The sequence below is a fragment of the Arcticibacter sp. MXS-1 genome (assembly GCF_041902385.1).
Taxonomy (GTDB): domain Bacteria; phylum Bacteroidota; class Bacteroidia; order Sphingobacteriales; family Sphingobacteriaceae; genus Arcticibacter.
Map to the genome: position 1 here is coordinate 434,422 of NZ_CP169244.1, position 24,606 is coordinate 459,027.

General features: G+C 46.8%; 25 protein-coding genes. 12 read left to right on the plus strand and 13 right to left on the minus strand.

Annotated features, from left to right (window positions below):
* Window positions 1-70: 70 nt before the first annotated feature.
* The 7 genes from ACES2C_RS01675 (at window position 71) to ACES2C_RS01705 (ending at window position 4,714) form a co-directional block, all read left to right on the plus strand.
* Window positions 71-274 carry a hypothetical protein gene (locus tag ACES2C_RS01675; RefSeq protein ID WP_374165292.1) on the plus strand — a complete coding sequence of 68 codons (204 nt, stop codon included), beginning with the start codon at window positions 71-73 and terminating at the stop codon, window positions 272-274.
* Between the two features lie 36 nt (window positions 275-310).
* Complete coding sequence (locus ACES2C_RS01680) at window positions 311-697, plus strand: GreA/GreB family elongation factor (RefSeq protein ID WP_374165293.1); 387 nt, start codon at window positions 311-313, stop codon at window positions 695-697.
* Between the two features lie 168 nt (window positions 698-865).
* Window positions 866-1,201: a hypothetical protein gene (locus ACES2C_RS01685; protein ID WP_374165294.1), complete on the plus strand. Its 336-nt coding sequence runs from the start codon at window positions 866-868 to the stop codon at window positions 1,199-1,201.
* A 21-nt stretch (window positions 1,202-1,222) separates the two neighbouring features.
* Entirely contained in the window at window positions 1,223-2,311 is a 1,089-nt protein-coding gene (locus ACES2C_RS01690; protein WP_374165295.1) for a GDSL-type esterase/lipase family protein, read from the plus strand.
* A gap of 118 nt (window positions 2,312-2,429) precedes the next feature.
* Window positions 2,430-3,251: an alpha/beta hydrolase gene (locus tag ACES2C_RS01695; RefSeq protein ID WP_374165296.1), complete on the plus strand. Its 822-nt coding sequence runs from the start codon at window positions 2,430-2,432 to the stop codon at window positions 3,249-3,251.
* Between the two features lie 279 nt (window positions 3,252-3,530).
* A complete protein-coding gene (locus ACES2C_RS01700; protein WP_374165297.1) occupies window positions 3,531-4,022 on the plus strand; it encodes a hypothetical protein in 492 nt (163 codons plus the stop codon).
* 284 nt (window positions 4,023-4,306) lie between these two features.
* Entirely contained in the window at window positions 4,307-4,714 is a 408-nt protein-coding gene (locus ACES2C_RS01705) for a hypothetical protein (RefSeq protein WP_374165298.1), read from the plus strand.
* 412 nt (window positions 4,715-5,126) lie between these two features.
* Here the strand turns inward: ACES2C_RS01705 and ACES2C_RS01710 are convergent, their stop codons facing one another.
* Window positions 5,127-5,258 carry a hypothetical protein gene (locus tag ACES2C_RS01710; protein WP_374165299.1) on the minus strand — a complete coding sequence of 44 codons (132 nt, stop codon included), beginning with the start codon at window positions 5,256-5,258 and terminating at the stop codon, window positions 5,127-5,129.
* Between the two features lie 18 nt (window positions 5,259-5,276).
* Window positions 5,277-6,008, minus strand: a complete 732-nt coding sequence (locus ACES2C_RS01715; RefSeq protein ID WP_374165300.1) for an acyl-CoA desaturase — start codon at window positions 6,006-6,008, stop codon at window positions 5,277-5,279.
* A 636-nt stretch (window positions 6,009-6,644) separates the two neighbouring features.
* Here ACES2C_RS01715 and ACES2C_RS01720 point away from each other — a divergent pair.
* Window positions 6,645-8,534: a PAS domain S-box protein gene (locus tag ACES2C_RS01720; RefSeq protein ID WP_374165301.1), complete on the plus strand. Its 1,890-nt coding sequence runs from the start codon at window positions 6,645-6,647 to the stop codon at window positions 8,532-8,534.
* A 69-nt stretch (window positions 8,535-8,603) separates the two neighbouring features.
* Here the strand turns inward: ACES2C_RS01720 and ACES2C_RS01725 are convergent, their stop codons facing one another.
* Window positions 8,604-9,812 carry a GAF domain-containing sensor histidine kinase gene (locus tag ACES2C_RS01725; RefSeq protein WP_374165302.1) on the minus strand — a complete coding sequence of 403 codons (1,209 nt, stop codon included), beginning with the start codon at window positions 9,810-9,812 and terminating at the stop codon, window positions 8,604-8,606.
* Between the two features lie 292 nt (window positions 9,813-10,104).
* On the opposite strand from ACES2C_RS01725, the gene ACES2C_RS01730 reads away from it, so the two are divergent.
* Window positions 10,105-10,326: a hypothetical protein gene (locus ACES2C_RS01730; RefSeq protein WP_374165303.1), complete on the plus strand. Its 222-nt coding sequence runs from the start codon at window positions 10,105-10,107 to the stop codon at window positions 10,324-10,326.
* A gap of 433 nt (window positions 10,327-10,759) precedes the next feature.
* Here the strand turns inward: ACES2C_RS01730 and ACES2C_RS01735 are convergent, their stop codons facing one another.
* The 9 genes from ACES2C_RS01735 to ACES2C_RS01775 form a co-directional block, all read right to left on the minus strand.
* On the minus strand, window positions 10,760-11,437 hold the full coding sequence (locus ACES2C_RS01735) for a hypothetical protein (RefSeq protein WP_374165304.1): 678 nt from the start codon (window positions 11,435-11,437) through the stop codon (window positions 10,760-10,762).
* Between the two features lie 113 nt (window positions 11,438-11,550).
* Window positions 11,551-12,087 (minus strand): hypothetical protein, encoded by a 537-nt coding sequence (locus ACES2C_RS01740; protein WP_374165305.1) that lies wholly within the window; start codon window positions 12,085-12,087, stop codon window positions 11,551-11,553.
* A 484-nt stretch (window positions 12,088-12,571) separates the two neighbouring features.
* Window positions 12,572-13,024 (minus strand): cold-shock protein, encoded by a 453-nt coding sequence (locus tag ACES2C_RS01745; protein WP_374165306.1) that lies wholly within the window; start codon window positions 13,022-13,024, stop codon window positions 12,572-12,574.
* Between the two features lie 468 nt (window positions 13,025-13,492).
* Window positions 13,493-13,684, minus strand: coding sequence for a cold-shock protein (locus ACES2C_RS01750; RefSeq protein ID WP_374165307.1), 192 nt, complete (start codon window positions 13,682-13,684; stop codon window positions 13,493-13,495).
* A gap of 117 nt (window positions 13,685-13,801) precedes the next feature.
* On the minus strand, window positions 13,802-14,362 hold the full coding sequence (locus ACES2C_RS01755) for a DUF4256 domain-containing protein (RefSeq protein WP_374165308.1): 561 nt from the start codon (window positions 14,360-14,362) through the stop codon (window positions 13,802-13,804).
* Between the two features lie 865 nt (window positions 14,363-15,227).
* Window positions 15,228-16,094: an endonuclease/exonuclease/phosphatase family protein gene (locus tag ACES2C_RS01760; protein ID WP_374165309.1), complete on the minus strand. Its 867-nt coding sequence runs from the start codon at window positions 16,092-16,094 to the stop codon at window positions 15,228-15,230.
* A gap of 44 nt (window positions 16,095-16,138) precedes the next feature.
* A complete protein-coding gene (locus ACES2C_RS01765; RefSeq protein ID WP_374165310.1) occupies window positions 16,139-16,348 on the minus strand; it encodes a FecR domain-containing protein in 210 nt (69 codons plus the stop codon).
* Window positions 16,348-17,214, minus strand: a complete 867-nt coding sequence (locus tag ACES2C_RS01770) for a FecR family protein (protein ID WP_374165311.1) — start codon at window positions 17,212-17,214, stop codon at window positions 16,348-16,350. The genes ACES2C_RS01765 and ACES2C_RS01770 overlap by 1 nt, the downstream gene beginning before the upstream one ends.
* A gap of 60 nt (window positions 17,215-17,274) precedes the next feature.
* A complete protein-coding gene (locus ACES2C_RS01775; RefSeq protein ID WP_374165312.1) occupies window positions 17,275-17,820 on the minus strand; it encodes an RNA polymerase sigma factor in 546 nt (181 codons plus the stop codon).
* Between the two features lie 263 nt (window positions 17,821-18,083).
* Here ACES2C_RS01775 and ACES2C_RS01780 point away from each other — a divergent pair, with 263 nt between their 5' ends.
* Genes ACES2C_RS01780 through ACES2C_RS01790 form a run of 3 tightly spaced genes read left to right on the plus strand, consistent with a single transcriptional unit; the run spans window position 18,084 to window position 23,027 of the window.
* Window positions 18,084-19,376 (plus strand): carboxypeptidase-like regulatory domain-containing protein, encoded by a 1,293-nt coding sequence (locus ACES2C_RS01780; RefSeq protein WP_374165313.1) that lies wholly within the window; start codon window positions 18,084-18,086, stop codon window positions 19,374-19,376.
* On the plus strand, window positions 19,360-21,456 hold the full coding sequence (locus ACES2C_RS01785; protein WP_374165314.1) for a TonB-dependent receptor domain-containing protein: 2,097 nt from the start codon (window positions 19,360-19,362) through the stop codon (window positions 21,454-21,456). The genes ACES2C_RS01780 and ACES2C_RS01785 overlap by 17 nt, the downstream gene beginning before the upstream one ends.
* Window positions 21,457-21,485: 29 nt before the next feature.
* Window positions 21,486-23,027 carry a SusD/RagB family nutrient-binding outer membrane lipoprotein gene (locus ACES2C_RS01790; RefSeq protein WP_374165315.1) on the plus strand — a complete coding sequence of 514 codons (1,542 nt, stop codon included), beginning with the start codon at window positions 21,486-21,488 and terminating at the stop codon, window positions 23,025-23,027.
* Window positions 23,028-23,104: 77 nt separating this feature from the next.
* Here ACES2C_RS01790 and ACES2C_RS01795 read toward each other — a convergent pair whose 3' ends face one another.
* A complete protein-coding gene (locus ACES2C_RS01795) occupies window positions 23,105-24,586 on the minus strand; it encodes a SusD/RagB family nutrient-binding outer membrane lipoprotein (protein WP_374165316.1) in 1,482 nt (493 codons plus the stop codon).
* Between the last annotated feature and the right edge of the window lie 20 nt (window positions 24,587-24,606).

A 24,606-nucleotide genomic window follows, 5' to 3' on the forward strand; every position in this document is an offset into this window, starting at 1 on the left:
TCTTTATGAACAAACTACGTTGCCTATCGCCAGTAGGCTTATCCTATATTCTTCTTTTTTTACCAATATTTTGGCTGTAGCCATCGCCTGCTTTACTGAAGGGATCATCCTTCCGGTGATCGCCATCTTACTATCCCTTCTTCAGCTGATCCTCTATCGTCAGGAAGAAAGAAAACGAGCGTCAGAGCAATCACCGTCTCATCCTGCCGGCACCGATCAGGAGGTCCCGATACCTCTTTACCGGCTGCAGCAAGGCTCGCACATCTGGAATTAAATCATCATTAACTATCTAAGTATAACTATTAATCATATGAAAACAACACAGTTAACAATCTTAAACAGAGAACTCACGATTCTGAGAACACATCTCATGCGCAGCAACCTCTCTGATTACAACAAGAAAAAACTTCTGGAAGAGCTAAAAAACGCAAAGGTGGTCAAAGACGACGAGCTCCCTGAGAACGTGATATGTCTGGATTCACAAGTCGAAATTGCAGACGTTTCATCCCGGCAGAAGTTTACCTTTCAGATCGTATTGCCATCAGAAGCGAATATGAAACAAAACAGGATTTCCGTCTTCGCTCCTATCGGAATAGCTCTTCTGGGGTACCAGACCGGATCTGTTGTCGAGTGGGAAATGCCAACCGGACTGAAGAAGTTCGAGGTACTGAAGGTTACTCAGAAAGAGTTCGCATAAACTTCAGGATCGCTATCGGGCAGAGGCGGGCGACTGCTCTTCTCTGCCCAATGGCGATCCTTGCTTTACTCAGAACAGTTTGATGGGAAGCAAGGAAAGGGATATATTTAAATAAGGTCGCATGCTGATCTTGTTTTCAAAGAAATAATCGGCAGAAATACGTTCCCGATGAACAAAAGCCCGATCCCGCCAGGGGCTGTAAAGCGAGTTTATACGATTGAGAGCCTGCCGATACAGCAGCAGATGCTGGCATTGGCAACACTGACTCCAGAAGCTATACTTACACCTTTACCAGTCGCATCAGGAATAGAATGGTACACACTCCCTACAGCCGCAGCAAGTCTATCTAAACAGGTTAAATTACAGAACGGAGCTAGATCAATGCGCTATTTAGGCTTAAGTGTGCGCATATTGAACATTTGTCATGCCGAAGCAGACAAAAACAAGTCTGAACCGATTGCAATCGGCAAATCTCCTATATTTGGCAAAGACAACCGCTTATAGTATACCAGTATATTCATTCAAATGAAGACCTATTTCAAAAAAAGCCTCCTTCCGCTGCTCTTAATCATTAGCCTTACCAGCTTCGGACAACTCTCAGTTAAGACCAATAACCCCAGCATCAGCTATATGGGAAGGGTGAATGTTCAGGCGGATTCCGCATCGTTCTTCTGGCCCGGCTCGTCTGCTACAATCAACTTTCAGGGAACAGGTATCAAAGCAAGCATGAGAACCCGGGGTGAAGAAGGATACTTTTATGCCATTGTTGACGGAAAGGCCGGTGATGCCTTAAAATTCAGAACTGCCGACAGTACCGAAACGATCAGTCTTGCCAGCAACCTGCCAGCAGGAACGCACTCCCTGCAGCTTTTCAAACTTTCCAATAATACCTCCGAAAATATCCTTTACGGACTTGAAATTGAAGGGCCGGCAAAGCTTCTTGCGCCCGGCAAGCTCCCCCGGAGAAAAATAGAGTTCTACGGAAACTCCATTACTGCGGGACATGGGGTCGATGTTCCGGCAGGCATGAACGACTCGGGAGCGCCCCAGCACTTCAACAACTACTATACCTACGCTGCACTCACAGCTCGTCATTTTAATGCGCAGTATTCCTGCATCGCCCGGAGCGGGATCGGCATTATGATCAGCTGGTTTCCCGAGATCATGCCCGAGATCTATGACCGGCTGAACCCTATGCACGCCGATAGCAAATGGGACTTTAGCAAGTATACGCCCGATATCGTAGTGATCAACCTGTTCCAGAATGACTATTGGCTTACCAACAACCCGGCGCACCCTCAGTTTAAAGCAAGGTTTGGCACCACAAAGCCTACAGAGGAGTTTATCATCAAATCGTACCAGAACTTTGTGTCGACTATCAGGTCCAAATATCCTAAAGCGCACATCATCTGCGCACTCGGCAATATGAACGCGACAGAGGCCGGCTCTAAATGGCCGGGCTATATCAGGGAAGCTATCAGCAGACTGAACGACAAGAAAGCCTATTCAGTGTTCTTCCCTTATAAGGACACGCCCGGTCATCCCAAGAAAAATGAGCAGCAGGCGATGGCTGATCAGCTGATTGCATTTATTGAGAAAAACATTAAATGGTAGAAGAAGGGAGTACCGTTTCTATAGCATGCCGCCCATTAAACTATATTAGCATCGTGTTTGTTAAACCAGCTATTACTATCCAGCATAATCGCTGGGAATCGGATAAAACACTAGTACCATGAAAAAGCTTTTATTTTTTCTCTTCTTAACGATCTCGTATGCACAGGCGCAGGAAAGCTATGTTACAGAGAAAGACATTGCCTATTACCCATCGGCGGTTTCACAGAAAGATCCGTACATCAGGTCGCAATGCAGGTTAGATCTCTATTACCCAAAGGGGAAAAAGAACTTTGGTACCATTGTCTGGTTTCACGGGGGAGGACTAACAGGCGGGCAAAAATCAGTTCCGGAAGCTCTTATGCAAAAAGGCTATGCCGTTATTGGAGTGGGGTATCGCTTCTCGCCTAAGGTAAAAGCTCCTGCTTATATTGAAGATGCAGCTGCATCGGTAGCCTGGGTGTTTCAGAATATTGCACGCTACGGCGGTGATCCGAAGCTGATTTTTGTCTCCGGGCATTCTGCAGGTGGCTACCTGGGCATGATGCTCACCCTCGACAAGAAGTATCTGAACAAATACAACATCGACGCTAACCGAATCGCCGGGCTCGTTCCCTTCAGCGGACAGGCCATCACTCATTTTACCATCCGCCAGGAAAGAGGAATTGCCGAGACGCAACCACTGATAGATGAGTATGCACCGCTGTTCTTCGTCAGAAAAGATGCACCTCCCATGCTGCTCATTACCGGCGACCGCGAAAAAGAGATGCTGGGGCGCTACGAGGAGAACGCCTACTTATCCCGGATGATGAAACTAGTGGGACATCAGCGCACCCGCCTATATGAGCTCGATGGCTTTGACCATGGGGGCATGGCAGAACCCGCTTTTCCTCTGTTGCTGAACGAGGTGACTGCTATTACAAAGGAAGTGTTAGAAAAATAGGGAGGAGCATCGGCCCAAATCATGACAAAGCTGGGTCGCAGGATTCCTGTCAGCTTTAATTGTACGAGATAGGCGACCTCTTGTTTTTAATGACCTGAATAATTTGGCATTAGATAATCTAAGCGCATTAATTCGTAACCATTTTTTTAAAGACACGTACGAAGGATACTGAAAAATCAAGTACTGAATAACGTGACGCATCTTTACAAATCAGCTATATTAGCAGCATTCCTATTTACTACGACATCACTATTTGCTCAACAAAGACTAGGTGACAATTTGGGAACCCATAAGGCCACCAAAGACCTTGACTTAAATTCGAAAGACATCAAAAACGTCAAGGTGGTAAATGCATCCGGCATAGTGATTGGCTCGGCTACTCCGGTCAACAACACGTCGATTGCCCTGCAGGTTAATGGCAATGATAAAGCGATTCTGATCCCACGAGTAACAGACCTCCTCAATGCATCTGCCCCATCAATCGCTAATCCAACAGAAGGAATGATCGCATATGACCTCGCAACCCGCAAGTTCTATGTGCGAAACAACAGTGCTTGGGTAACGTTCGCTACTGCTACTCTTGGAGATAAGCAAATCCTGATTGGAGATGGAACGACATCGCCAAAGGCTGTATCAGTGACTGGAGATATATCGATCGACAATACCGGAGTAACAAGCATCGGATCAGGAAAAGTCTTGTCAACGATGATAAAAGATGGCGAAATTAAACGGCCGATATTGCCGACGCCAATGTCACACCATCAAAATTAGCGGCCTCTGCCAGTTACACGAACAAAGTACTGACAACTGACGCATCAGGAAATAACCTTTGGGTAGACCAATCGGCATTCGTAAGCAGCACCAGCAGCACAAAGGGAGCCATTGACCTCACGGCTTCGGTTTCTCCGCTCAAAGTTTACCGTGATCTGCTTTGGGTTCAGGATGGCGGTAACACCTATTATCCAGCCGACGCTCCTTTCTATGCCGCAACAGCAGAACAGGCGGACTTAATCGCCGCATGGCTGTTACAAAAACTGGTAACTGAATTTAAGTCGATGGAAAATGACTACCATTTTGATCAGACACATGGTTATATAATTCAGAGTTCAGGCATTCTTACCAAACTACCTGCAGCCCGAAGGAAAAATTTAGTGGCAGTCGATGTTGACAATGCGCAAGGAGCCTATTCTACCGAGTGGCATGAGATGATTGTCGCCTCGAATAATAATAATGAGATATACACCCTCCCTTTTAATATAGCGTATGTAGCTAGTGACCCACTTGGGTTCCGAGTTATATTCCAGACGGCACGAAACGCCAATACCAACCCTGGCACCAACGCTTCACTTAATTACATTACCACTTCTCCCCCTAAAGTATCAGTAAAAAGCTCCGTAACAGGAACCCAGGCTACTCCGGCTCCGGTGATACCTACCCCCATCACGATTGAGATGAATTACTAGGCAGTAAGGCAGCTTCGGCCAGTGAATGGCAGAATGGATCAGCACGACAGCGAGCTGGAAGGCAGGCACTATTGAATACCAGATTTAATTTACGGCGGGGGGAAACAGCTAATAAAACAAGCGCAAGTTCAGCGTTCCGTTATTCCCCTTTCCGAAACCGGATCTTCAGCCTCACTTTTTCTGATCTGCCAGGAACTCCAAGCCAGGGCGGGCCTTCCCGCACTATCCGCATTGCTTTTTCATTCAGTCCCGTTGAACTTGGCTTCAGGATTTTAAAATCACTCAGCCCTCCTGATGAAGACACATAGAACCCTGTTTCTGCCCCTGAAGCCGGGAACAGCACCTTACTTTAGCCAAGAACAACTACCCGCACTTTCTCTGTCAGCGGAAAGAAGCCCTCAGGCATACTCCTTTACTTCTTCTTTCCAGGTGCTGCGATGTCTTTCGAAATTGTCTTTTTGCCAGCCTGGTAATCTGACTGACCTTTTTTGCTATCGGCAGCCGGTGCTTTCTTGACGTTTTTACCGCCTTTGTCTTTACTCATGTCTTTATAGCTTAATGGTTAAATAGTTTTGCGCAGTCTTATGATACGCAAGCTGTGCATCAGTCTCATGACTGGGTAAACAGGGTCAAATTCGAACCATTTTTTACCGAAGTTAGCGCTGTTTGGATATTTATGATGATTATTCTGGAAGAGCTCGCCCAGCATCAGAAAATCAAAGGGCGTTGTATTCTTTGACTTGTCTTTATTATCAAAATTGGCGTAGCCATATTTATGTCCGCACCAGTTCACAATAGCGCCATGTATAGGGCCCATCAAAAAATGAATGATCAGCAGAAGGAACATCCACCAATGTGTGGCAAAGGCGATATAAAAACAGGTGTATGCGGCCCCGAACAGGACTCTCGACAAAATTGAAGAGCCCATACGGTCAATCAGCGGCCACTCCGGATAATGCCCTCCGAAGCGCGCTTCTGGATCTTTTGTCCTTTTCACATGGTCGCGAAAGGTCTTTGCCGTTGCAATTGTCATCTGATAGACGTCCTTGAAGAAATGCGGCGAATGCGGATCCTTCTCGGTATCACTGTAAGCGTGATGCTCACGGTGCATCAGTGCATAAGCGCGCGGGTTCAGGAATGAAGCGCCCTCGAAGAAATACGCCATCAGATAGAAGGCCCTCTCCCAGCCTTTGCTGGTAGTGAACATGCGATGCGAAGCATAGCGATGCTGAAAGAAGGTCTGGAAAAACAGTGACAGAAACCAATGGGCCACAAAAAAAACAAGTATAATCATAAAAAAAAGGGGCATTAAATTAAAGGTCTGTATCTCTGTATCGCCGAAAAAGAAGGGAAAAAACGGATAGAAAGTAGAAGCTTCAGATGTGGCGATCCTCGCGTACTGGAACTATAACGCGTGGCCTGCCCTCATATTGTCCCGAAGGTGCTGCTTTTACAAAAAAACGCACTTCCACTATATCTTACCTAAAAGCCATTATCAGCTAAGCTCACAAAAACGTCGTTTGAAAGTTTCTTCTGTCTTCTAAAACGTAGCGAAGTAATCTCCTTGACGCCTTTTGAAAAACATTTAACTATATCAGTAACTCAGCGAAACGATCATATCAAGTCATTCAAGAAACAAATAATAATCTCAGCAAAACGACCGACCTTTCCCAGGGCTCATGAGCTGTGCGCAAAAACAGAGATGAAAGCTGAATGAACTTTTCTTTATGCGCTTAAAAGCGCAATCGGGCTTTAAAGAGACGATCAATGAAAAGCAGCTCCACACAGGATCAAAGGCAGAACCCGGCGGTTATAGGGCTTAAAAAGAAAGTCAGGCCGGTGTTAGACAGCCGCAACAACAGCAGTTCAACGTATTTGAGAACAATATCGTCAGCATTCCGTATAAGAAGGAATACTCGCTCTGCTGCAAATGAACAGAATTAACACACAATCAGCTCAAACCGGATATACTGAGGAAGAGAGATTTACGTGGGAGATGACGGAAGTGTTTAAACACGTCAATATTGGCTTTTTCTCAAGAGACTTCCAGAAAAACGAATATATCCGCATCACTGAAAACTGCGCTAAGATTTATGGGTACCGCCCTGCAGACTTTTTCCAAAACCAGCATCTCTGGTACGAAAGAATTCTGCCGGAGGACAAGTTCATTGCAGGTAATGAACTCGCCGTCCTGGAGAGAGGTGAGAACAGTGAGGCAGAGTATCGGATCTTCCATAAAAGCGGAAGCATCAGATGGATTGAGGTAAAAGCCCTTCCTTTTTTTCAAGATGGAACATTGGTGCGGGTAGACGGTATTGTAAGTGACATCACCGACCGAAAAACTGCCGAACTTCAAAGAATAAAAGCGCAGGAACTGTCGGAGATCATCCTTCGGACCATGCCCGGTATATTCTATTTATTCAACAAAGCAGGAAGATATAAATACTGGAACCGGCAGTTTTTAGCTGCCACCGGTTATCAGGATGAGGAGATGGACCAACTTAACCCGCTAATATTTTTCCCCGAGGAGCATCACGAGGTACTGGCAAGGAAAATCGAGAATGTGTTCACATCAGGAGAGGACGAAATCGAAGGATTTCTTGTAACGAAAGACAAACGCCGGATCCCATATTACTTCAGCGGAAGACGGGTTGTAGTTGACGGCGAGGAATGCGTAGCAGGCCTGGGACTCGATATCACAGAGCGAAAAAAAGCGGAGGATCTTATCATGAAAAACGAGGAGATGCTTTCGCATATCCTCAACTCCATTCCTCAGTCTATTTTTTGGAAGGACACAAACTCCCGATTCCTCGGCTGCAACACGGTTTTTGCAAAAAACACAGGTTTAAACAGCACGGCAGACGTGGTGGGCAAAACAGATTTCGATCTCAGCTGTGCTGCAGAGGAGGCCTCTAAATATCAGAAAGATGATAACCAAATCATTCAGAGCAAAGAGCCGCGAATCCACTATCTGGAGACGATGCAGAATGCCGACGGAGAGAGAGTTTGGATAGACATGACCAAAATTCCGTTGAAGAACAAAAATGATGAGGTATACGGGATACTGGGAATTTTTGACGATATCACACAGCGGAAACATGAAGAAGAGCGGCAAAAGAAGATCATGAAGGACCTCATCGAGAAAAACAACGGACTGCGGGAGTTTTCCTACGTAATCTCTCACAACTTAAGGGCACCTGTAGCAAGGATTATCGGACTGGCTTCGCTGATTGATTCGCAGCGGGAAGTAGACCCGCTCAACCGCGAACTGGTTCAGTATGTCGCACAGGAAGTTCTCGACATTGACGCTGTTATTAAAGATTTAAATGAAATACTGGCGCTTCAACATACAGAAATCAAGTCCTTAAGCCTGACGCCTTTTAAGGATGTCTTTTCCAGGGTATCCCGGTGCTTTGAAAAAGAGATCAGCGAAACCGGCGCGTCAGTAACAAGTGATTTTACAGAAGTTTCAGAAATCAATTCAGTTCCTGCTTACGTATATAACATTCTCTATAATCTATTTTCGAATTCTCTCAAATACAGAAGTCCGGACCGCCCCCTTGAAATACAAGTTAGAACGAAAGTTCTCAGTTCATTTGTCTGCCTGATGGTTAAAGACAACGGCAGAGGCCTTGACGTGAAGAAATACGGTGAGAAAGTATTTGGCTTGTATAATCGCTTCCACACCGATGAAGTAACAGGCAAAGGAATTGGCTTAAGCCTTGTGAAGACGCAGATTGAGGCGCTCGGCGGAAAAATCGAGATCGAGAGCGCTCCGGATGAGGGCTGCACACTTAAAGTGTTCTTCCCGCACACCTAACTGATTCAATCCCCTGAAAGGTGCTTTTTGCGGCAAAAAACATCGCGTCAAAATCTGCGGCTTTGCGCATTAGCTAATCGGCAGGTAAACATCAAAAGTGCTTCCTTTCCCCTCCTCGGAAGCAATTTTCAACCGCCCTTTTAAGCTCTGCACATGGTGACGGACTAACTCCAGTCCGAAGCCGAAGCCTTTCTCACCAGCTGTGCCCGGAGTAGAGATGCTGGGTACAGAACGGAGCGTGGCCAAACGATCCAATGAAATACCGCCCCCCGTATCAACCACTCTTAGGCAGAGCGTTCTGCTCTCGCCATCTTCTATCCCCATTTCAACCCTTACCTCTCCTCCTGACGGAGTAAACTTAATTGAGTTGGATATAAGATTGCCAAGGATTTGAAGCAGCTTGTTTTTTGGAAAAGGGACAGAGGCCGAGGCGGGCTCAATGAACACACTGAAGGCAACACCCTTACTTTTGGCCTGGGGCGCGTAAAGTTTTTCAAGTTTTTCTTTAAGCTGCAGCTGGTTCAGTTCATTTGCGGGATACCCAGCCGATTCGCTGCCAGGCTCTCCCTCTGTACTTAGGATCTCATCAGCCAGCTCGAGCAGTGAACGGCTGCTGGAATGTATCATATTCACAAACTCAAGGATCTCAGCAAGCTGATTAGTGTTTCCCTGATCGTTGATAATCTCCGTCAGCCCTATTATTCCTCCAAGTGGCCCCCGAATATCATGAGCCACCCGCTTCCGGAGCTCAGATAGCTCACGAACCCGCTTATGTAAGCTGTCCATCGCTTTTATCGTCAGTAAGCGGGTGACAACTTCATGTGCAATGATACGAAGAAGCTCAACCTTCTCCCCGGTAAGCTGTTTTGCTTCTTTGTCGAATACACATGAAGCCCCTATGCTGTTCCCAGCCGGAGTTTTCAATGGCACCCCATAATAATACCGAAGCCGTGGGTCCCCTTTTACATAAAACGTCTCCCGAAACCGTTCGTCGTTTGCAAGATCAAGTATTTCCAAATCACTGCCCTGGGCTATCGTATACTGGCAAACAGAATCTTCGCGCGAGAGATGATCGAACTCAATGCCCTGCTTTGCAACCGACCACTGCGTGTAAGTATCGATCAGGTTGACCAGCGAGATTTCAGTTCCGGCAACTTTAGCGGCCAGGAGAGTCAGATCTTTGAGTTCATCTCCGATGGAAGTATAATCAAGATCTAGCTCAGACAGATCAATCACTCTTTGCCATTCGTCGGGCGGAACCGGGCGTTGCTTTTCCATTCAAATAAAAATTGGCAGTTAAGTGGTGCCGCCACGGCGTCCAAGCGCAATTGGTCGGACTGGTGGATAGACAGCACTTCCATACAGCTTTCGTTAGATGTTTAAACAAACGCCCGGCAAAAAGGTTAGCATGTGCAACCATTTTCAATGGCGGCATTACACTTTATCCGGTGTGCATACAAGCTCTAAGTGTACTGGTGTTCTATATTATGCTCATTCCGCTAAGGGCAAAGCGGTGGTCGGAAAAACAATATTCGCCTTTAAGCATTATACTTCAAGCAACTATATCATCATGAACAGAACTATTGGATTGGTATTGATCATTGTCGGAGTGATAATGCTCATCTGGACTGGATTCTCTTTTACTAAGAAAGAAAAGATAATAGATGCAGGCCCGATACAAGTGTCGGCAGACAAAAAAGAAACGGTCAACTGGCCTCCTTACCTTGGGGGAATCCTGCTTATCGGGGGAATCGTTATTGTTGCAACAGCAAAGAAAAACGTTCAACGCTAAGATAAAGGCACGTAGCGGTCAATCCTGCACCGTCAGGAACATTTCTTTCTTCATGTACAGATTGTTAAAATTCAGGCTTAGTCCTCAACTTTTTTGCTTGACCCAGAAAAGCTAAAGCGGGAATCAGGACGCAGAGATTATCGCCCCTGCAACCCTAAAGAACCATCAGAGGGGCACCACGCTACAGGACCAACGAAGTTGGGCTACAGGACAAGAACTCATTAACAATTTCAATTTTGTTCCCCTCGCGGGGAAGTACCGACGGATTGTTGCCAGGGTGGTCCGGTCCTCCTTCAGGCAGCCAGAAGTCCTGCTTTTCAGGAAGCCGGCTATTGCTCTACAGAAAACTTGTTAACAAAGGAGGAATTGTCTTTTAAATACGAAGCACGAAAGGCAACCGGAACGCCAAAGTTCTCAGCAGTGACGGGCTGGCTCATGTAGGCAATGACTTGCGGAAATGGATTTTCCGTACCAAGGGGTGGCAAATCGTTTCCAAAAGAGGCAATGCGAACGGTACAGTTGGCCAGTACCGCCTTACTCTTTTCGTCGGGCCCCTCTTTTTGAAGGCTGATTCAACAGCCTGACTAACCTCATTATAACTGAGGTTCGATTCAAGGGTAATGAAAACTCTCCTCCCGAATTCAATTGAGTTCACGTAGATAAGCTTGCTCTGATCGTATTTCTGAAGAACGGCAGGATCTGCAACGAGATGCTGCTGCATATCCATATTAATAGAAAAGAAGCTTTGGCTAACGCTGATAGCCATTAGTGTCTTTTTCGATTTTTTAACGCTATTTACGCCAATGAACCGACTCAAATTAATATCCTGTCCAAAGTATATCGGAACTTCCGAGAAGGATTTCAGTTCCCGTGCGGAAAACGGGAACGAATAATTCGCTTTCAACGGACTTTTTTCCTTCAGGCGTTGCCTCACTACATTCAACATGTTCTCAGAAGATGGATTGAGAGAGTGACCTGAAATAGGAAGGCTATAGGAAACGGTAATTTCATTCAGTGGTACCTTGATAAGCTCATGCACATCCTTATTGATAGTACCCTCCTCCATAACTGCACCGATAAAAATATCCTTCGGAGATTTCGTCGCAAACATGTCGGCTTCCTGGTATCTGGTCTGAGCAGAGACCGATACAGAAAGAAAAAAATTAGCAGGAGATAGATTAATGAAGCTTTCATTTTTATTCTTGTATAAGGTTTCGGTAAAGCTTATTCAAAGCTGTATTGAACTTTTAACCATTTGATATCGGAGCCTTCCTTGTCATCTGCGCTTACCAGAGATGAATAGTTGCGCAGGGAATATTCTTGTCCGGATACAGAGAGCTGGCGCATATTATTTGTACTCGTCTTGATAAAAAAAGCAGTATTGAGGATAATTTGCGTACCACTATCCTTCTTACCACCATATTCCCAGGCAGACAATACGTCATTATACAGAAACAGCTCATTATTTTCCAGTTTAACCTTGTATTGTTCTGAAATGCCCCCAGGTTTTAAAATAGTAAGAGAATCTTTTGAAAGCCTGATTTCGGATGGACATGCAAATTTCATCCTCACACCGAACAGGTCATTCTGCTTCTCCGAAGAGAGATCGCTAACCACAGTCCCGTTCAGGATCTGCTTGAACTCAATGACTTCAGTCGCTTTATACTTTAAGGTGTATACATGTCCGGGCTCGGGAGGAAGAAGCGGACCGCCAGTCTCATGGTCTTTCGAGCAGGAAGCAAGGGTAAAGAGGAGTATCACGAGCGCGTACCACGCCGTTCGTCGAACAACTGTCGTCCGGGAAGAACGCTTATATGCAGTTATGGTGCCGCCCGACTTTTTTTACCAGTATTACCGGCCGCTCTTTCTAAAGGTTTTGTATTCATTTTGACAAGCTTAGGATTTCATACATAAAAGCAGACACACAATCGTGTATCTCAGCCTGATAGTTTCTAATTTAAGGAACTAATTTATTGTAAAGCATTGATATCTGCAAGAAGCATCAACAAAGACCCGGCCGAATGCGAGTGTAGCCGATTTGAAAAGAGCGAAGGCATATCTCCAGCTCGATTTATCCCACTTTCAATATAGCAGAAACCCCGACATTTTAGCTTTACAGGATCCATCTGGCAAAGCTTTCGCGTACGTTAACAAGCGAATAGCGGCGGGCAGGTAGCGGCCGCTCAAAAATAAAGCGGTCTGCTCCCGGAGAGAGCAGACCGCTTAAAAGGAATGACCCTTATTGCTATTTTTTCTTTACCTTAATTGCATTAAGGCCTTTCGGGCCCTTTTCAGTTTCGAAAGTCACCTTATCTCCCTCCTGAACCTGTTCCAGCAGGCCGTTCACGTGAACAAAAACACTTTCCTGTGTTTGAAGATCCCGGATAAAGCCAAAGCCTTTTGACGTATTAAAAAAGGAAACAACGCCGTTACGAACGATGTCAGCTGGCTCCTCTTCAGTTTGTCTGGCAACGCCAATTTCTATATCCTCCAGCTTCACTTCTTTCCGCGCCGACTGATCCGGTGGTGTGGATGTGATGTTTCCATTTTCATCAATATAGGCAATCATGTCATCCAGACTCTTGCCCTTATTTGAATTAGCTTTTCTCTCCGCAGCCTTCTTCTTTTTGTCCTGCTGCTTTTTTGCTCTGCTTTTTTCTTTTTCTTTCTTACTAAACGTTTCTGAGGATCTACCCATATTATCTTTTAATCTTTTAATGCGACTGACAAGCAATTTTTCAGTCCTGCTGGTGTCTTACACCTTTTTATTCAACATTTTACCCAGGTCTCCCGTATTCCATCAGGAAGAGACTCCACAACCCTTTATGTTTCTGCCTTCAGCAAGAGCGTCCATTGCAGACGCAATCAGTCTCAACAATATTCCTTCAATAGGCTGACCTTTCGTAGTGTTAAATAAAAGCACTGCCGGTCTATAAAGCAGTAATGCTAGCTGAAAGTAGGATGCGAGGTGCCGGATTCAGACAAGATAGCTAAAACTCTGCACTTAGCAGCATTTTGTTTGATTTTCTTTCCCTTCGCTTTTCATGGGAAGGTATACAGACGCTGTTCTGCTCAGCGTAGCGCAGCTTAGGGCCAGTGGTACTATATAAAAACAAAAAAGCATTCCCACAAACGGGGAATGCCTCCACAATAAATTATAATAGACTTAAGCTACTTTTACATTTACGGCGTTAGGACCTTTGCGTCCTTGCTCGACGTCATAACTCACCGTGTCATTTTCACGGACGTTATCAATCAGACCAGATACATGAACGAAGATCTCGCTTCCACCATTGTCAGGGGTAATAAAGCCAAAACCTTTCGCTTCATTAAAAAATTTTACTGTTCCTTTTTGCATTATACTATTTTTAATAAGTCTGCAAGGTAAGCATTAATAATCAACTATTTGCATTTTATGAAAATTAAAGTTGAGCAGCCTGCATCTTGAATGACAAAAAGCAGTCGCAAGCCCTTGCTACACGCTGAGCAATCCCCGAAATCCCCTGGCAGCATAATAAGAGGAGGCGCCGTTATGATAGATGAACACCCGGTTGTAGCGGCGGTCACCGAAGATTGCTCCGCCCAGTTTCCTGACTTCAGGGGGCGTTTTTAACCAGCTTGAAGTTTTCGTATCGAAGATCCCCAGCTTTTGCAGATCGTAATACTGCTCCTCCGTCAGCAGCTCGATACCCATGCTGCCTGCCATATCTTCTGCGCTCCCATCAGGCTTATTTTCTCTCCGCGAGTCCAGTGCTTCCCGGTCGTAGCAGAGGCTCCTGCGTCCGTTAGGCGTTTCAGCCGCACAGTCACAAAACAAATATGCATCTTTCTCCTGGTCATATCCTATCACATCCGGCTCTCCTCCTGTCCTTTCCATTTCACTCAACGACTGCAGCTTCCCCGGAGAAGACAGAAGCCTGCTTTGTACGCTTGCCCAGTCGATAGAAGGATGGCGTTGCAGATGTTTCTCAAAGCGGAGTTTTAAAACTGACAGGAGTTCCTGTTCTGATAAAGGAATGTCTGACTTCAAGTTCATATTACTTGTCTTTTTAACGGGCCGTCTGCCCCGGTTTACATTTAGTCTGTTATGAAAAGATCATACCGGCAGGCAACTCCTGCTGCCGTCGGGCAACAACAATGCCGAGACCGCCCGGCGCTATGCCTAAAGATAAATGAAAAGAGATAGAGCAACAAGTCCCTCTGTTCCCTAACGAGACACCGCACCTGCATGAGCTGTACCCGACTCAAGACAAACCTGAGGCTGGCGCGAGCCCTCTCTCCGTCTTCGCTTTATTAATAGCTTCAGGACTTGAGACAAACCCAAGACAGGCGCGAGACTGGCGGCAGCCTCGTTATAGTCAGAACCGACTCAGGACCGACTCAGGACCGAGTCTGCACCGAGTCAGCAACGACTGGAACCGGTCGTAAATCGGTTCTGCCTCGGTCCTGTTTTATTCTTACTTCCGTGTTGCATGGCGTGAATCTCTCACTGTATCCGCAGCAGTCTTACGGCGGGTATCCATATGTCTACCGCAAGAGCGGGCATGATCATCACCGCCCAGAACCAAATTGCTGAAACACTACGAAAAGAGAGGCTGTATCACAACGCATTTTTTGGCAGAATCTTGATGCGATATTACTAAAGGGAAGGATTAAACGGCAGTATGACGCCTATGTAACATGTATGCAGTTTTGTTCCCAGGGGTGCGGTATTGATAAAACAGCAGTATAATGCCTACGTAACAGAATCAACTGTTCTGGGTTCATAAAGTATTTATACGATTAAAAGGCAGTACAATGCCAGTGTAACCTGCACACCCGAGTGGCTTAAAAAAAGGAGAGGCCGAAATCACATGCGATACGGCCTCTCCTATAAACTTTTTAGAAGTGTAGATTTCTATTTAAAAACGCACGCGGCAAACTACCGGGAAGTGATCAGACGGGAAGCGCAAGTCCCTGCTATCTGTCAGCACCGCATATTTCAGCACCTGCACATTCTTATTTACGAACACAAAGTCAATACGGCCCTCTTTCACCTCAGTTGTGTAGGTGTGATACTTAAAGTCGTTGAAGGTCTGTTCGGGACCGTAAGGCGCAGCTTTTGATACCAGTTTAGCATCAGCAAATACCTTGACAATAGTTCCGTAAGCGCTGGTCTTCGGATCAGAGTTAAAGTCGCCTGTAATAAAAACGGGAGACTTGGCATCAGAGATGGCCTTAATCTTTGCCAGGATCATTTTTGAAGCATTTTCGCGCGCTAAAACTCCTTCATTATCGAAATGAGTATTGAACATGAAGAATACCTTACCGCTGGCAATATCTTTAAACTTGGCCCAGGTACAAATGCGGATATAAGCCGCATCCCAGCCTTTAGACGGCTTCTCTGGTGTCGGCGATAACCAGAACGTCCCCGAATTTAATATCCGGTATTTCTTGTTCTTATAAAATATAGCTGAGAACTCTCCCCCGGCTTTCCCGTCGTCGCGACCTACACCTACATGGCTATATTCAGACAGGGCCGACAGGTCTTTCATCTGGCCTTCCAGAGCTTCCTGAACGCCAAAAATATCAAAATCATGATATTGAATAAGCTCTTTAACCATCTCCTTCCTGTTCGGCCAGGCGTTCTCCTTATCCGATGCTACATTGAGCCGAAGGTTAAAAGTAGCGATGTTTAACGTGGTTTTAGACTGAGCAAGGCCCGAAAACGGGACGAGAACAAACAAAAAGAGTACTGCTGCGCAGGTAGTGAAAATACGGTTCATCATCTTAGAATGTGTTTATTAAGTATATTTATTTAACAAGTGCAAAACTAACGTCGTTTCAAAAGGATAGTCGAACTATCCGGCCTCAAAATATCTACATTCGAGACGGTAGAAATAACAAACAAGGCATCGTTGAGTGAGTTCAGAGGGATTGGCCCTGCAATCATTTTGTCGTTCAGGGCCTCATCGCTGGTCACGATCTTTTTTCCGAAGGTATCTTCCAGATACGCGGTGATCTGCCTGATGGTCGGATTCACTAACAAGAGCTTTTTTCTTTCCAGGCGGTATAGTTTGCTGTTACGACCCGATCCTCCTCCACTTTTTCTGCCTTACCATCGTAGATCACCCTTTTTCCGGGAGTCAAGATCACATCGGGCAAGCGATCCTTTTCGAACGACACCTTCACCTTCCCCTTCTGGAGAACCACCTCAGTTACCTCCCGTCTTTGTCTCACATCAAAAACAGTTCCGAGCACCGTCACGTTCAGCCCCCTGGTGTGGACCACAAAATATTCTTCCTGCTCTAATTTCGAGGTGTCCCGGTTGAGGTGAACCACCTTAAAAAGCGCTTCCCCCTCAAGCCATACTTCCCGTTTCCGACCGCGGGTCCATTCCTTAGCATAACGAACCGATGAATTGGCATTCAGCTCCACGTCTGATCCGTCGGGTAAGACTAACCTTTGGGTTTCGCCGAAGGAAGTCTTCACCTGTAACTCTCCCTGACCAACGCGCTTCAGCAGCACGAAAGATACTCCCGAGAGCAAAAGAAGACCCGCTAAAACAGCAGCCACATTCCGGAAACGATACCACAGCGGACGGCTCACCGGCGCCTCTTGCTCAGGCTCACTGAGCAGGCCGGCCGTCCGCAGTGTGCTCAGATGCTCCGCAAACGCTCTGTCCGCTTGTCCCTCTTCCGGCTGGTGATCCTTGAATTCGATTGCCCTCAGAAAGTCTAAAGCATGCTGGATAGCCATCTTTTTCTCCGGGAACAAGCTCTCTATTTCTTTCCGCAACAACTCGTTCTCAGGGCCGGGGTTAAAGGCTATATCCTGAAAAAGAGTGTCCGACATAAAATCAGACTCTTCATAGTGTAAATACTTTTTATATAAATTTCTTCTGTTCATTCTATACTTAAGTATACCCTTTTGTTGATTTTACCCCATATACTTAACATTTTTTTAACCTTAAAGAAGCAAAAACTTAACACTAGCCTTCAGTGCTGCCAGGCTCCTGGCCATGATCTTGTAGGTTGCTTTCACCGAGATCTTCAGCACTGCCGCAACTTCCTCATAAGACAGCCGCTCGTAATACCTCAGAAAGATTGCCTCGTATTGCCTGGGGGTCAACTGTTTGCATGCTTCCCGCAGGCTTTTTTGCTTTTCAGCGTCCTGCTCTCTTCCAATGATCACGCTTTCAGTCGAAAATTCAAAACCTTCTTCTCCTTCCGCTTCCTCCCAGGAACCCAGCTTTTTCTGTTCTCTGAGCTTTTTCATCAACGTATACCGGAAAGACGAATACAGATAACTATTAAATGACTGGATTTGCTTAATCTTATCCTTCCTGTTCCACAGGTCAAAAAAGACCTCCTGTATGCAGTCTTCGACCAGGGCAGTATCGGTGCAAAACTTCCGGCCGTAATTATAAAGTTTTTTGTAAGACTCCTTGTATATCAGCGAATAAGCGTCTATATCGCCCTCCATAACTTTTTCAAGGAGAATATGGATATCCATTATCAGAACTTTTTACACAAATGACTTCAAAACATAGAAGCAGGGATACCATGCTTCATTCAGGGCCATAAGGATAGGCTTTTTAAAATTCAAACACAAGTTTCTCTCTTTCACAAAACCTCTCATCAGCGAAAACTTGTGCCGCGGACACAATCATCCGGACGCGCCGAATTTTTTTTTGCGGAGACTGGGGTAAAAAGCAGAAAGCCCGACACATCAGAGAGAAAGGAAAACTCAAAAAATCTTATTTAACCAGATTTATTATGAAGCAAAATTACTTTAGGATGTTTCTGCTATTACTTGTGATGGCATGCAACCAGGCCTTTGCCCAGAAAGCAATTCCGGTGGCGGAGGCTCTCAAAAAGATCAACAAGGTCTATAAGGCCGAGTTCGCCTATGATCCGGTCCTGCTGAAGGACAAAACCACTACGTACAACCTCGACAAGCTCGAGGGAAAGTCGCTCGAGGACGTACTGAAAGGAGTACTGTATCCAAATGATCTGGTGTTCCTGTACGTGAAGCCTCATTTTTACACGATAGTGGAAAAAGGCCGGATCAAAGACCCTGCCCAAAAAGCGAATGCAGAAGAAGCGGGCGTCCCCTCTCTGACCGCGAAAGACGGACAAACCAAAATATCTGGAATTGTGCGCGACGAGAAAGGAGCTCCTGTTGCTGCCATCACGGTAACAGAGAAAGGAACCAGGAACGCTACATCCACACGCGAGAACGGACGTTTTTCCATCACCGTTTCCAGTCCGCAGGCTGTGCTCACATTCAGATCGGTAGGTTTTGAGCCGCTCGAAGAGCAACTTGACGGCCGCACTTCGCTGGACATATTCCTCACCTCAACCAACAATCAGCTCAATGAGGTGGTAGTAACAGCGCTGGGCATCAAACGTGAAGAGAAAGCGCTTGGCTATGCCACACAGGCGGTAAAGGGCAACAAGCTCCAGACCGTAAAGGGAGTGGACATGGCCACCTCATTAACCGGTCAGGTATCCGGACTCGTTGTAAAAAACTCAACAGAATTTAACGCCTCCCCTGTTCTCGAAATGCGCGGAGAAGCTCCCATTCTTGTCATTGACGGAGTACCTTACGGTAACATGACCCTGCGGGACATCCCTGCCGACGATATTGAGAGCATTAACATGCTGAAAGGCGCTACTGCAGCTGCACTATACGGATCGCGCGGCCGTAGCGGAGCCGTCATGATCACCACAAAAAGAGGAAAAACAGATAAGTTGAGCATCGACGTCAATAGTAACACGATGATGACCCTCGGCTATATCGCGATGCCTAAGACACAAACATCCTACGGACACGGTTTGAACGGACAGATTGCAGACGATTACGTGTGGGGGCCTAAGCTCGACATTGGTACCGAAGCCATGCAATGGAACCCGGTCACCCATCAGAAAGAAATGATGCCCCTGGTATCCAGCGGCAAGGATAACCTCCGGAACTTCATGCAAACCGGCTTCGTAACAAACAATAATATCAGCCTTACCCAGGGAGGAGAGAGGTTTTTACAGGGTAGGCTTGAATCAGATCCATAACAAAGGCCAGTTCCCTAATCAAAAGCTCAATATTTACAACTACACCATGAGCGGCGAGATCAAGTCGGGAGACAAATTCACACTGGAAGGCCATATGGGCTATAGCCGCAATGATGCGCCGCAGGTATGGGGAGGAGGATACGGCACACAGGGCTATATTTATCAGATCATGATGTGGACAGGCCCCGACTATGACATCCGTCAGTATCGCGATTATTGGGTAACACCCAACCAGAAGCAAAACTGGATGTATAACGCATGGTACGACAACCCTTACCTCATCGCCTACGAAAAACTGAAGGGAGTAGAACAAAACAAACTGAACGCCAGCCTCATCATGAACTACGCCCTGACCAAGAGCCTGAAGATCATGTTCAGGAATGGGTACGACTACTATAAGAATGAAGAGAGCATCCAGAACCCGGCAGGGATATTCTCCACCAACGGCGGAACGCTTGGCAACAATTTCAACTTTTCTTTCAACGGAAAAGGCATGTATGGAGTTGATCAGCTTTGGGGAAACAGCATTAACAGCGACCTTATTGTCAGCTACAACAAAGACTTTGGAAAAAAATGGAATCTGGACGCCTTGGGAGGAGGAAGCATCTTCTATTATAAAAACAATGAGCTGGGAGCAAGAACCCGGAACGGGCTCTCAATCCCCGGCTGGTACTCCTTAGCCAATGCCGTAGCGTCTACAACCGCAGGTGTAGATGCCATTGTAAACAACTACGGAACCTGGGCACAGCAGATCAATAGCGCCTATGGAAAGGTGACCTTGTCGTGGAATAACGCCGTATATCTCGACATGACCGGACGAAACGACTGGAGCTCCACGCAGGCATCCAACACCCGGTCATATTTCTATCCCTCTGCGGCAGGAAGCGTTGTTCTCTCTGAGCTACTACGCGACCTTCCGTCGTGGCTGAGTCTCTGGAAGCTACGCGGATCATGGACCGTCACCAAAAAGCCGCTCGACGTATATCAAAACAACCTGGCCTATAACGTGTCCAATGCCTGGGGAAATAGCAGCGCTGCTACGCCTGATAACCTGGCTGATCCCAAGCTTCCCCCTACCACCAACAGAACCTGGGAGTTTGGTACCGCAGCATACTTCTTTAAAAACCGCCTGCATATCGATGCAGCTTATTTCACCAAACTCACTTACAATCTTCAGCTTCAGCAGACCATTGCACCCTCTTCAGGTTACGCAAGCAACCTCATCAACACCAAAGAAACCTATGCGCGCCGGGGTGTAGAGATCACGATAGACGGTACGCCAATCAAAAATAAGACCTTCCAGTGGCAGTCTGCCGTTAACTTCGCCACACAGCACGAGTACTATGTAGACTTAGACCCCGTCTACTCATCCAAAAACCCATGGGTAAAGACAGGGGGCCGGCGCGATGTATTCGCACAGACAGAACACGCTCTTCGTGACCCGCAGGGCAACATGATCCATCAAAACGGACTTCCCATGCTGAGCAAATTTGTTGAACCCTTCGGGTATACAGATCCAAAGTTCAGCTTTGGTTTTATCAACAACCTCACCTTCGGCAATGTCAGCCTTGGCATCAACATCGATGGCCGGATCGGGGGCATTATGTACGACTACATCTATAATAAGATGTTCGATACCGGATCTGCTCCCGAAACCGACAACCAGTTTCGTTACGACGAAGTGGTGAACGGACTGAAGAACTATGTTGGGCAGGGTGTGAAAGTGGTGAGCGGAGAAGTAAAATACGACTCATTTGGCCGCATTACCAGCGATACCCGTCAGTATGCGCCCAATGATGTTCCTGTAAGCTACCAGAGTTACACCCGCTTATGGGGCAACTCCTACGAGCATGGCGTAATGAGCAAAGGCTTTGTCAAGATCAGAGAGGTGTCGCTCGGCTATGCAATCCCGAAAAACTGGCTCGGAAGAACAGGCATTAAGAATGCAGCCGTAACCGTAACAGGCCAGAACCTGTTTCTATTCACCAAATTCAAGTATTCAGACCCCGACTACGACAAAGAAAACATGAACGCGCCTTCACAGCGCATGGTAGGGATAAACGTGAGGGTAGGCATCTAATAATTGATCATTTATAAACGCGATTCGTCATGACTAAGAATTCAACCAGGATATATATAACAGCCATACTGGCGGCAGCCCTAAGCCTGAGCAGCTGCACTAAGAAATTTGATGATATCAACACCAATCCCGACAGGCCCAACGCGGTCACATCCGAATGGCTGGCCACTAATATGCTTACTGCTATTACGTCAAAGAATATTGCCTCAGGTACCGACTTTATTCAGCCGTTTGCCTTGTGCAAATACCTGGCCTGGACAGAGAAGCAGAACAATCTTCAGTACAACTGGATAGACCGTACCAACTTCGATCGCTTCCTGATCCTGAGGGATGTGGAGCCGATGATCAGTTTTGCCAAATCGCCTGAGTTACAGAATTCCTACCAGGCGCTCGGCCATTTTCTAAGAGCCTGGGTGTTCTTCAGAGCGAGCATGCAGGTGGGCGACATCCCTTACAGTGAAGCTATCAAGGGTGCAGACAAAGTAATCAAACCGAAATATGACAGCCAGAAAGAGGTGTTCCTCGGTATCCTGAATGAGCTGGATGCCGCAGATGAGCTTTTTTCAAAAGGAGCAGACTTTAGCGGCGATTTTATCTACAAGGGAAGCATCGACAAGTGGAGAAGACTGACCAATACGTTTGAACTGCATGTGCTGATCAACCTCTATAAAAAGACAGCAGACCCGGACTTGCAGGTTGTTCAGAGGTTTAACAAAGTAATGTCCAGACCACTGATGAGGGACTACAACGACAACTTTGCCGTCACCTACAATTCATCCTCAGGCTATGCATATCCCTGGAGCAGCACGCCCGCCCAGATCAATGCATTCACCATTTACCCGATGGTATCGTCGACCCTCATTGACCTCCTGAAAGCCAACCAGGACCGCCGGCTGTTCTATTACACCGAGCCTGCTGCCGCCCTGATCAAGGCAGGCAAAGCTGCATCCGACTTTGATGCGTATGTAGGGGTAGAGCCTTCCGACGTGTACTCTAACACGCTCAACGCCCACAACTCCGGAAACTTCTGCGACGTCAATAAGCGATACGTAGAAATGTACAATGCCGAACCCGTGGGTCTGCTCAACTACTGGGATCTCCAGTTCATCCTGGCCGAAGCCACGGTGAGAGGGTGGATCAGCGGAACTCCGGCCCAGACCTATTACGCCAATGGCATTAAGGGGTCGATGGCCTTTCTCGCCAGCTACGCTCCTGCAAGCTACGCACATGGCATGCCCCTCTCCGGCACTTATGCCGAGACCTACGCGCAGCAGGTTGCCCTGCAGGGCAGCTCCGAAGATCAGATCAGGCAGATCATCTCGCAGAAGTATATAGCCGGATTCTTTCATAATGTCGACTACACCGCATGGTTTGAGAACAGAAGAACGGGTTACCCAACCTTTGTGCTCAACAGCACGACTAACCGGAACACGCCGTCTTCCAAATTTCCCGTACGGTGGCCTTACCCGCAGAAGGAGCTTGAGTTCAACTCCGACAATGTACAGGCTGCCATACAAAGTCAGTACAACGGAAATGACGACACGAACCAGCTGATGTGGATACTGAAGTAGAATCTCACAACTGGTTGTATATAAAAAGAGCGGGCTGCGTTAGGTGCAGACCGCTCTTTTTTTGATCAGGGCGTTGTCTATTTCACTCCGGTCCTCTTGTCCCACCACATCTGCTGCCCCCAGGCGTAATCCACTACATTCGTCAGCGGTACGTCCAGGTTCGCCTTGTTGGTCAGATATTCATTATTGGGATACGGAAGTCTGAATGGCTGATCGTTATGGGCGTTGCCATAAATAGAGTTCAAAGAAGGGTAGTTGGTTGAGGGGATACCCGTTCTTCTGTAGAGAGCCCAGGCCTCGAAGTTATCTTTAAACAAGGCCACCCACTCATCCCACCAGATACGCTCTTTGGTGTTATTCCACTTCCCCTTGCCTGCCAGGTAGGCGTCAGCGGCAGCGCTTGAAATTCCGTTATCTTCCATAGAGAGTCTGACCGCTTTTTCGTAAGCATCCTGGGCGCTCATGCCTACCGAATAGCCTAACATGGCCGCTTCGGCCATGATGTAGTAGGTTTCGCAGGACTTGAAGAATGGTGTAAAGCCGGCAGGAGTATTCATATAACGGTCGCCGATATAAGATATGTCAGTGAGCTTAGGCGGACTCGATGCCGCGCCATTCTGATACCCTCTGTACTGCCCATCGGCTGCCTTATTGGCCACACTCGCAATACGCGGATCCTGCGTTTCCTGCAAATGCGCTATAAAAATGTCAGACATACCAAAGTTATTCACCCGCTTGTCCATATAACCCGTCTTGTACCAGGGTTCATAGTAAGGAGCGGAGCCTTGCCAGTAGAGGTAGCAGTTGTCGGCATTGGAGGCGATAACCGGATACCTGGTCGGATTATTGAAGATCTCCTCAATGGTAGTCTTCGCCAGTTGCGGAGCAACGCCCGAAATGTGGATAGCCATACGTAGCCTCAACGAATTACAGAACCGCTGCCACTTCTGCATGTCTCCCTTGTAAATAAAGTCTCCCGCGCCTAAAGCATCTTTCCCAAAGCCTGCCGCCATTTCATCGGCTATCACCTTTAAGCTGGCCATCACCGAAGGATAAATATCCTCCTGTTTGTCGTATTTCGCTTTGAGGATACCTCCATCTGATTCACCCCCTTTTAACGCCTCGGTATAGGGCACGTCCCGCCAGCCGTCCGTCAAATACTGCCACATATAACACTGCCATAAGCGGGAAACAAGCCGCATATTTTTGAACCCTTCTGCCGAAGCTTCTGTCTTGTCGAGAATATCTTTCAGCTGGGTATTGTTATAATAGCAGGCAGCCCACCTGTTTCCATAGGTATTGTTCGTGGGCACAAGACCGCCCATGTAGTCCATGTACTGGATCTTTACAATGTACCCTGCAAAAGTACCATATCCGTCAATATCGCCGCCAAACTGCTCTCCGCTATTGCGCAGTACATTTCCCAGCATATTGGTAGCAGGAGCATTTGATAATGCATCGGGATTGGTATTCACCTCCTCAAAAGACTTGGTACAACTGCTCAGCATGGTTAACATACAGAGTATAGGAAGCACCATCCTAGAAACTATTTTTTCCATCAGTATATCGTTTTATGGTT

Coding starts and splice junctions, on each gene's coding strand:
- ACES2C_RS01680 (WP_374165293.1), top strand. CDS start 311: ATGAAAACAACACAGTTAACAATCTTAAACAGAGAACTCACGATTCTG.
- ACES2C_RS01685 (WP_374165294.1), top strand. CDS start 866: ATGAACAAAAGCCCGATCCCGCCAGGGGCTGTAAAGCGAGTTTATACG.
- ACES2C_RS01690 (WP_374165295.1), top strand. CDS start 1,223: ATGAAGACCTATTTCAAAAAAAGCCTCCTTCCGCTGCTCTTAATCATT.
- ACES2C_RS01695 (WP_374165296.1), top strand. CDS start 2,430: ATGAAAAAGCTTTTATTTTTTCTCTTCTTAACGATCTCGTATGCACAG.
- ACES2C_RS01705 (WP_374165298.1), top strand. CDS start 4,307: ATGGAAAATGACTACCATTTTGATCAGACACATGGTTATATAATTCAG.
- ACES2C_RS01710 (WP_374165299.1), bottom strand. CDS start 5,258: ATGAGTAAAGACAAAGGCGGTAAAAACGTCAAGAAAGCACCGGCTGCC.
- ACES2C_RS01715 (WP_374165300.1), bottom strand. CDS start 6,008: ATGATTATACTTGTTTTTTTTGTGGCCCATTGGTTTCTGTCACTGTTT.
- ACES2C_RS01720 (WP_374165301.1), top strand. CDS start 6,645: ATGAACAGAATTAACACACAATCAGCTCAAACCGGATATACTGAGGAA.
- ACES2C_RS01725 (WP_374165302.1), bottom strand. CDS start 9,812: ATGGAAAAGCAACGCCCGGTTCCGCCCGACGAATGGCAAAGAGTGATT.
- ACES2C_RS01730 (WP_374165303.1), top strand. CDS start 10,105: ATGAACAGAACTATTGGATTGGTATTGATCATTGTCGGAGTGATAATG.
- ACES2C_RS01735 (WP_374165304.1), bottom strand. CDS start 11,437: ATGTTTGCGACGAAATCTCCGAAGGATATTTTTATCGGTGCAGTTATG.
- ACES2C_RS01745 (WP_374165306.1), bottom strand. CDS start 13,024: ATGGGTAGATCCTCAGAAACGTTTAGTAAGAAAGAAAAAGAAAAAAGC.
- ACES2C_RS01750 (WP_374165307.1), bottom strand. CDS start 13,684: ATGCAAAAAGGAACAGTAAAATTTTTTAATGAAGCGAAAGGTTTTGGC.
- ACES2C_RS01755 (WP_374165308.1), bottom strand. CDS start 14,362: ATGAACTTGAAGTCAGACATTCCTTTATCAGAACAGGAACTCCTGTCA.
- ACES2C_RS01760 (WP_374165309.1), bottom strand. CDS start 16,094: ATGATGAACCGTATTTTCACTACCTGCGCAGCAGTACTCTTTTTGTTT.
- ACES2C_RS01770 (WP_374165311.1), bottom strand. CDS start 17,214: ATGAACAGAAGAAATTTATATAAAAAGTATTTACACTATGAAGAGTCT.
- ACES2C_RS01775 (WP_374165312.1), bottom strand. CDS start 17,820: ATGGATATCCATATTCTCCTTGAAAAAGTTATGGAGGGCGATATAGAC.
- ACES2C_RS01780 (WP_374165313.1), top strand. CDS start 18,084: ATGAAGCAAAATTACTTTAGGATGTTTCTGCTATTACTTGTGATGGCA.
- ACES2C_RS01790 (WP_374165315.1), top strand. CDS start 21,486: ATGACTAAGAATTCAACCAGGATATATATAACAGCCATACTGGCGGCA.
- ACES2C_RS01795 (WP_374165316.1), bottom strand. CDS start 24,586: ATGGAAAAAATAGTTTCTAGGATGGTGCTTCCTATACTCTGTATGTTA.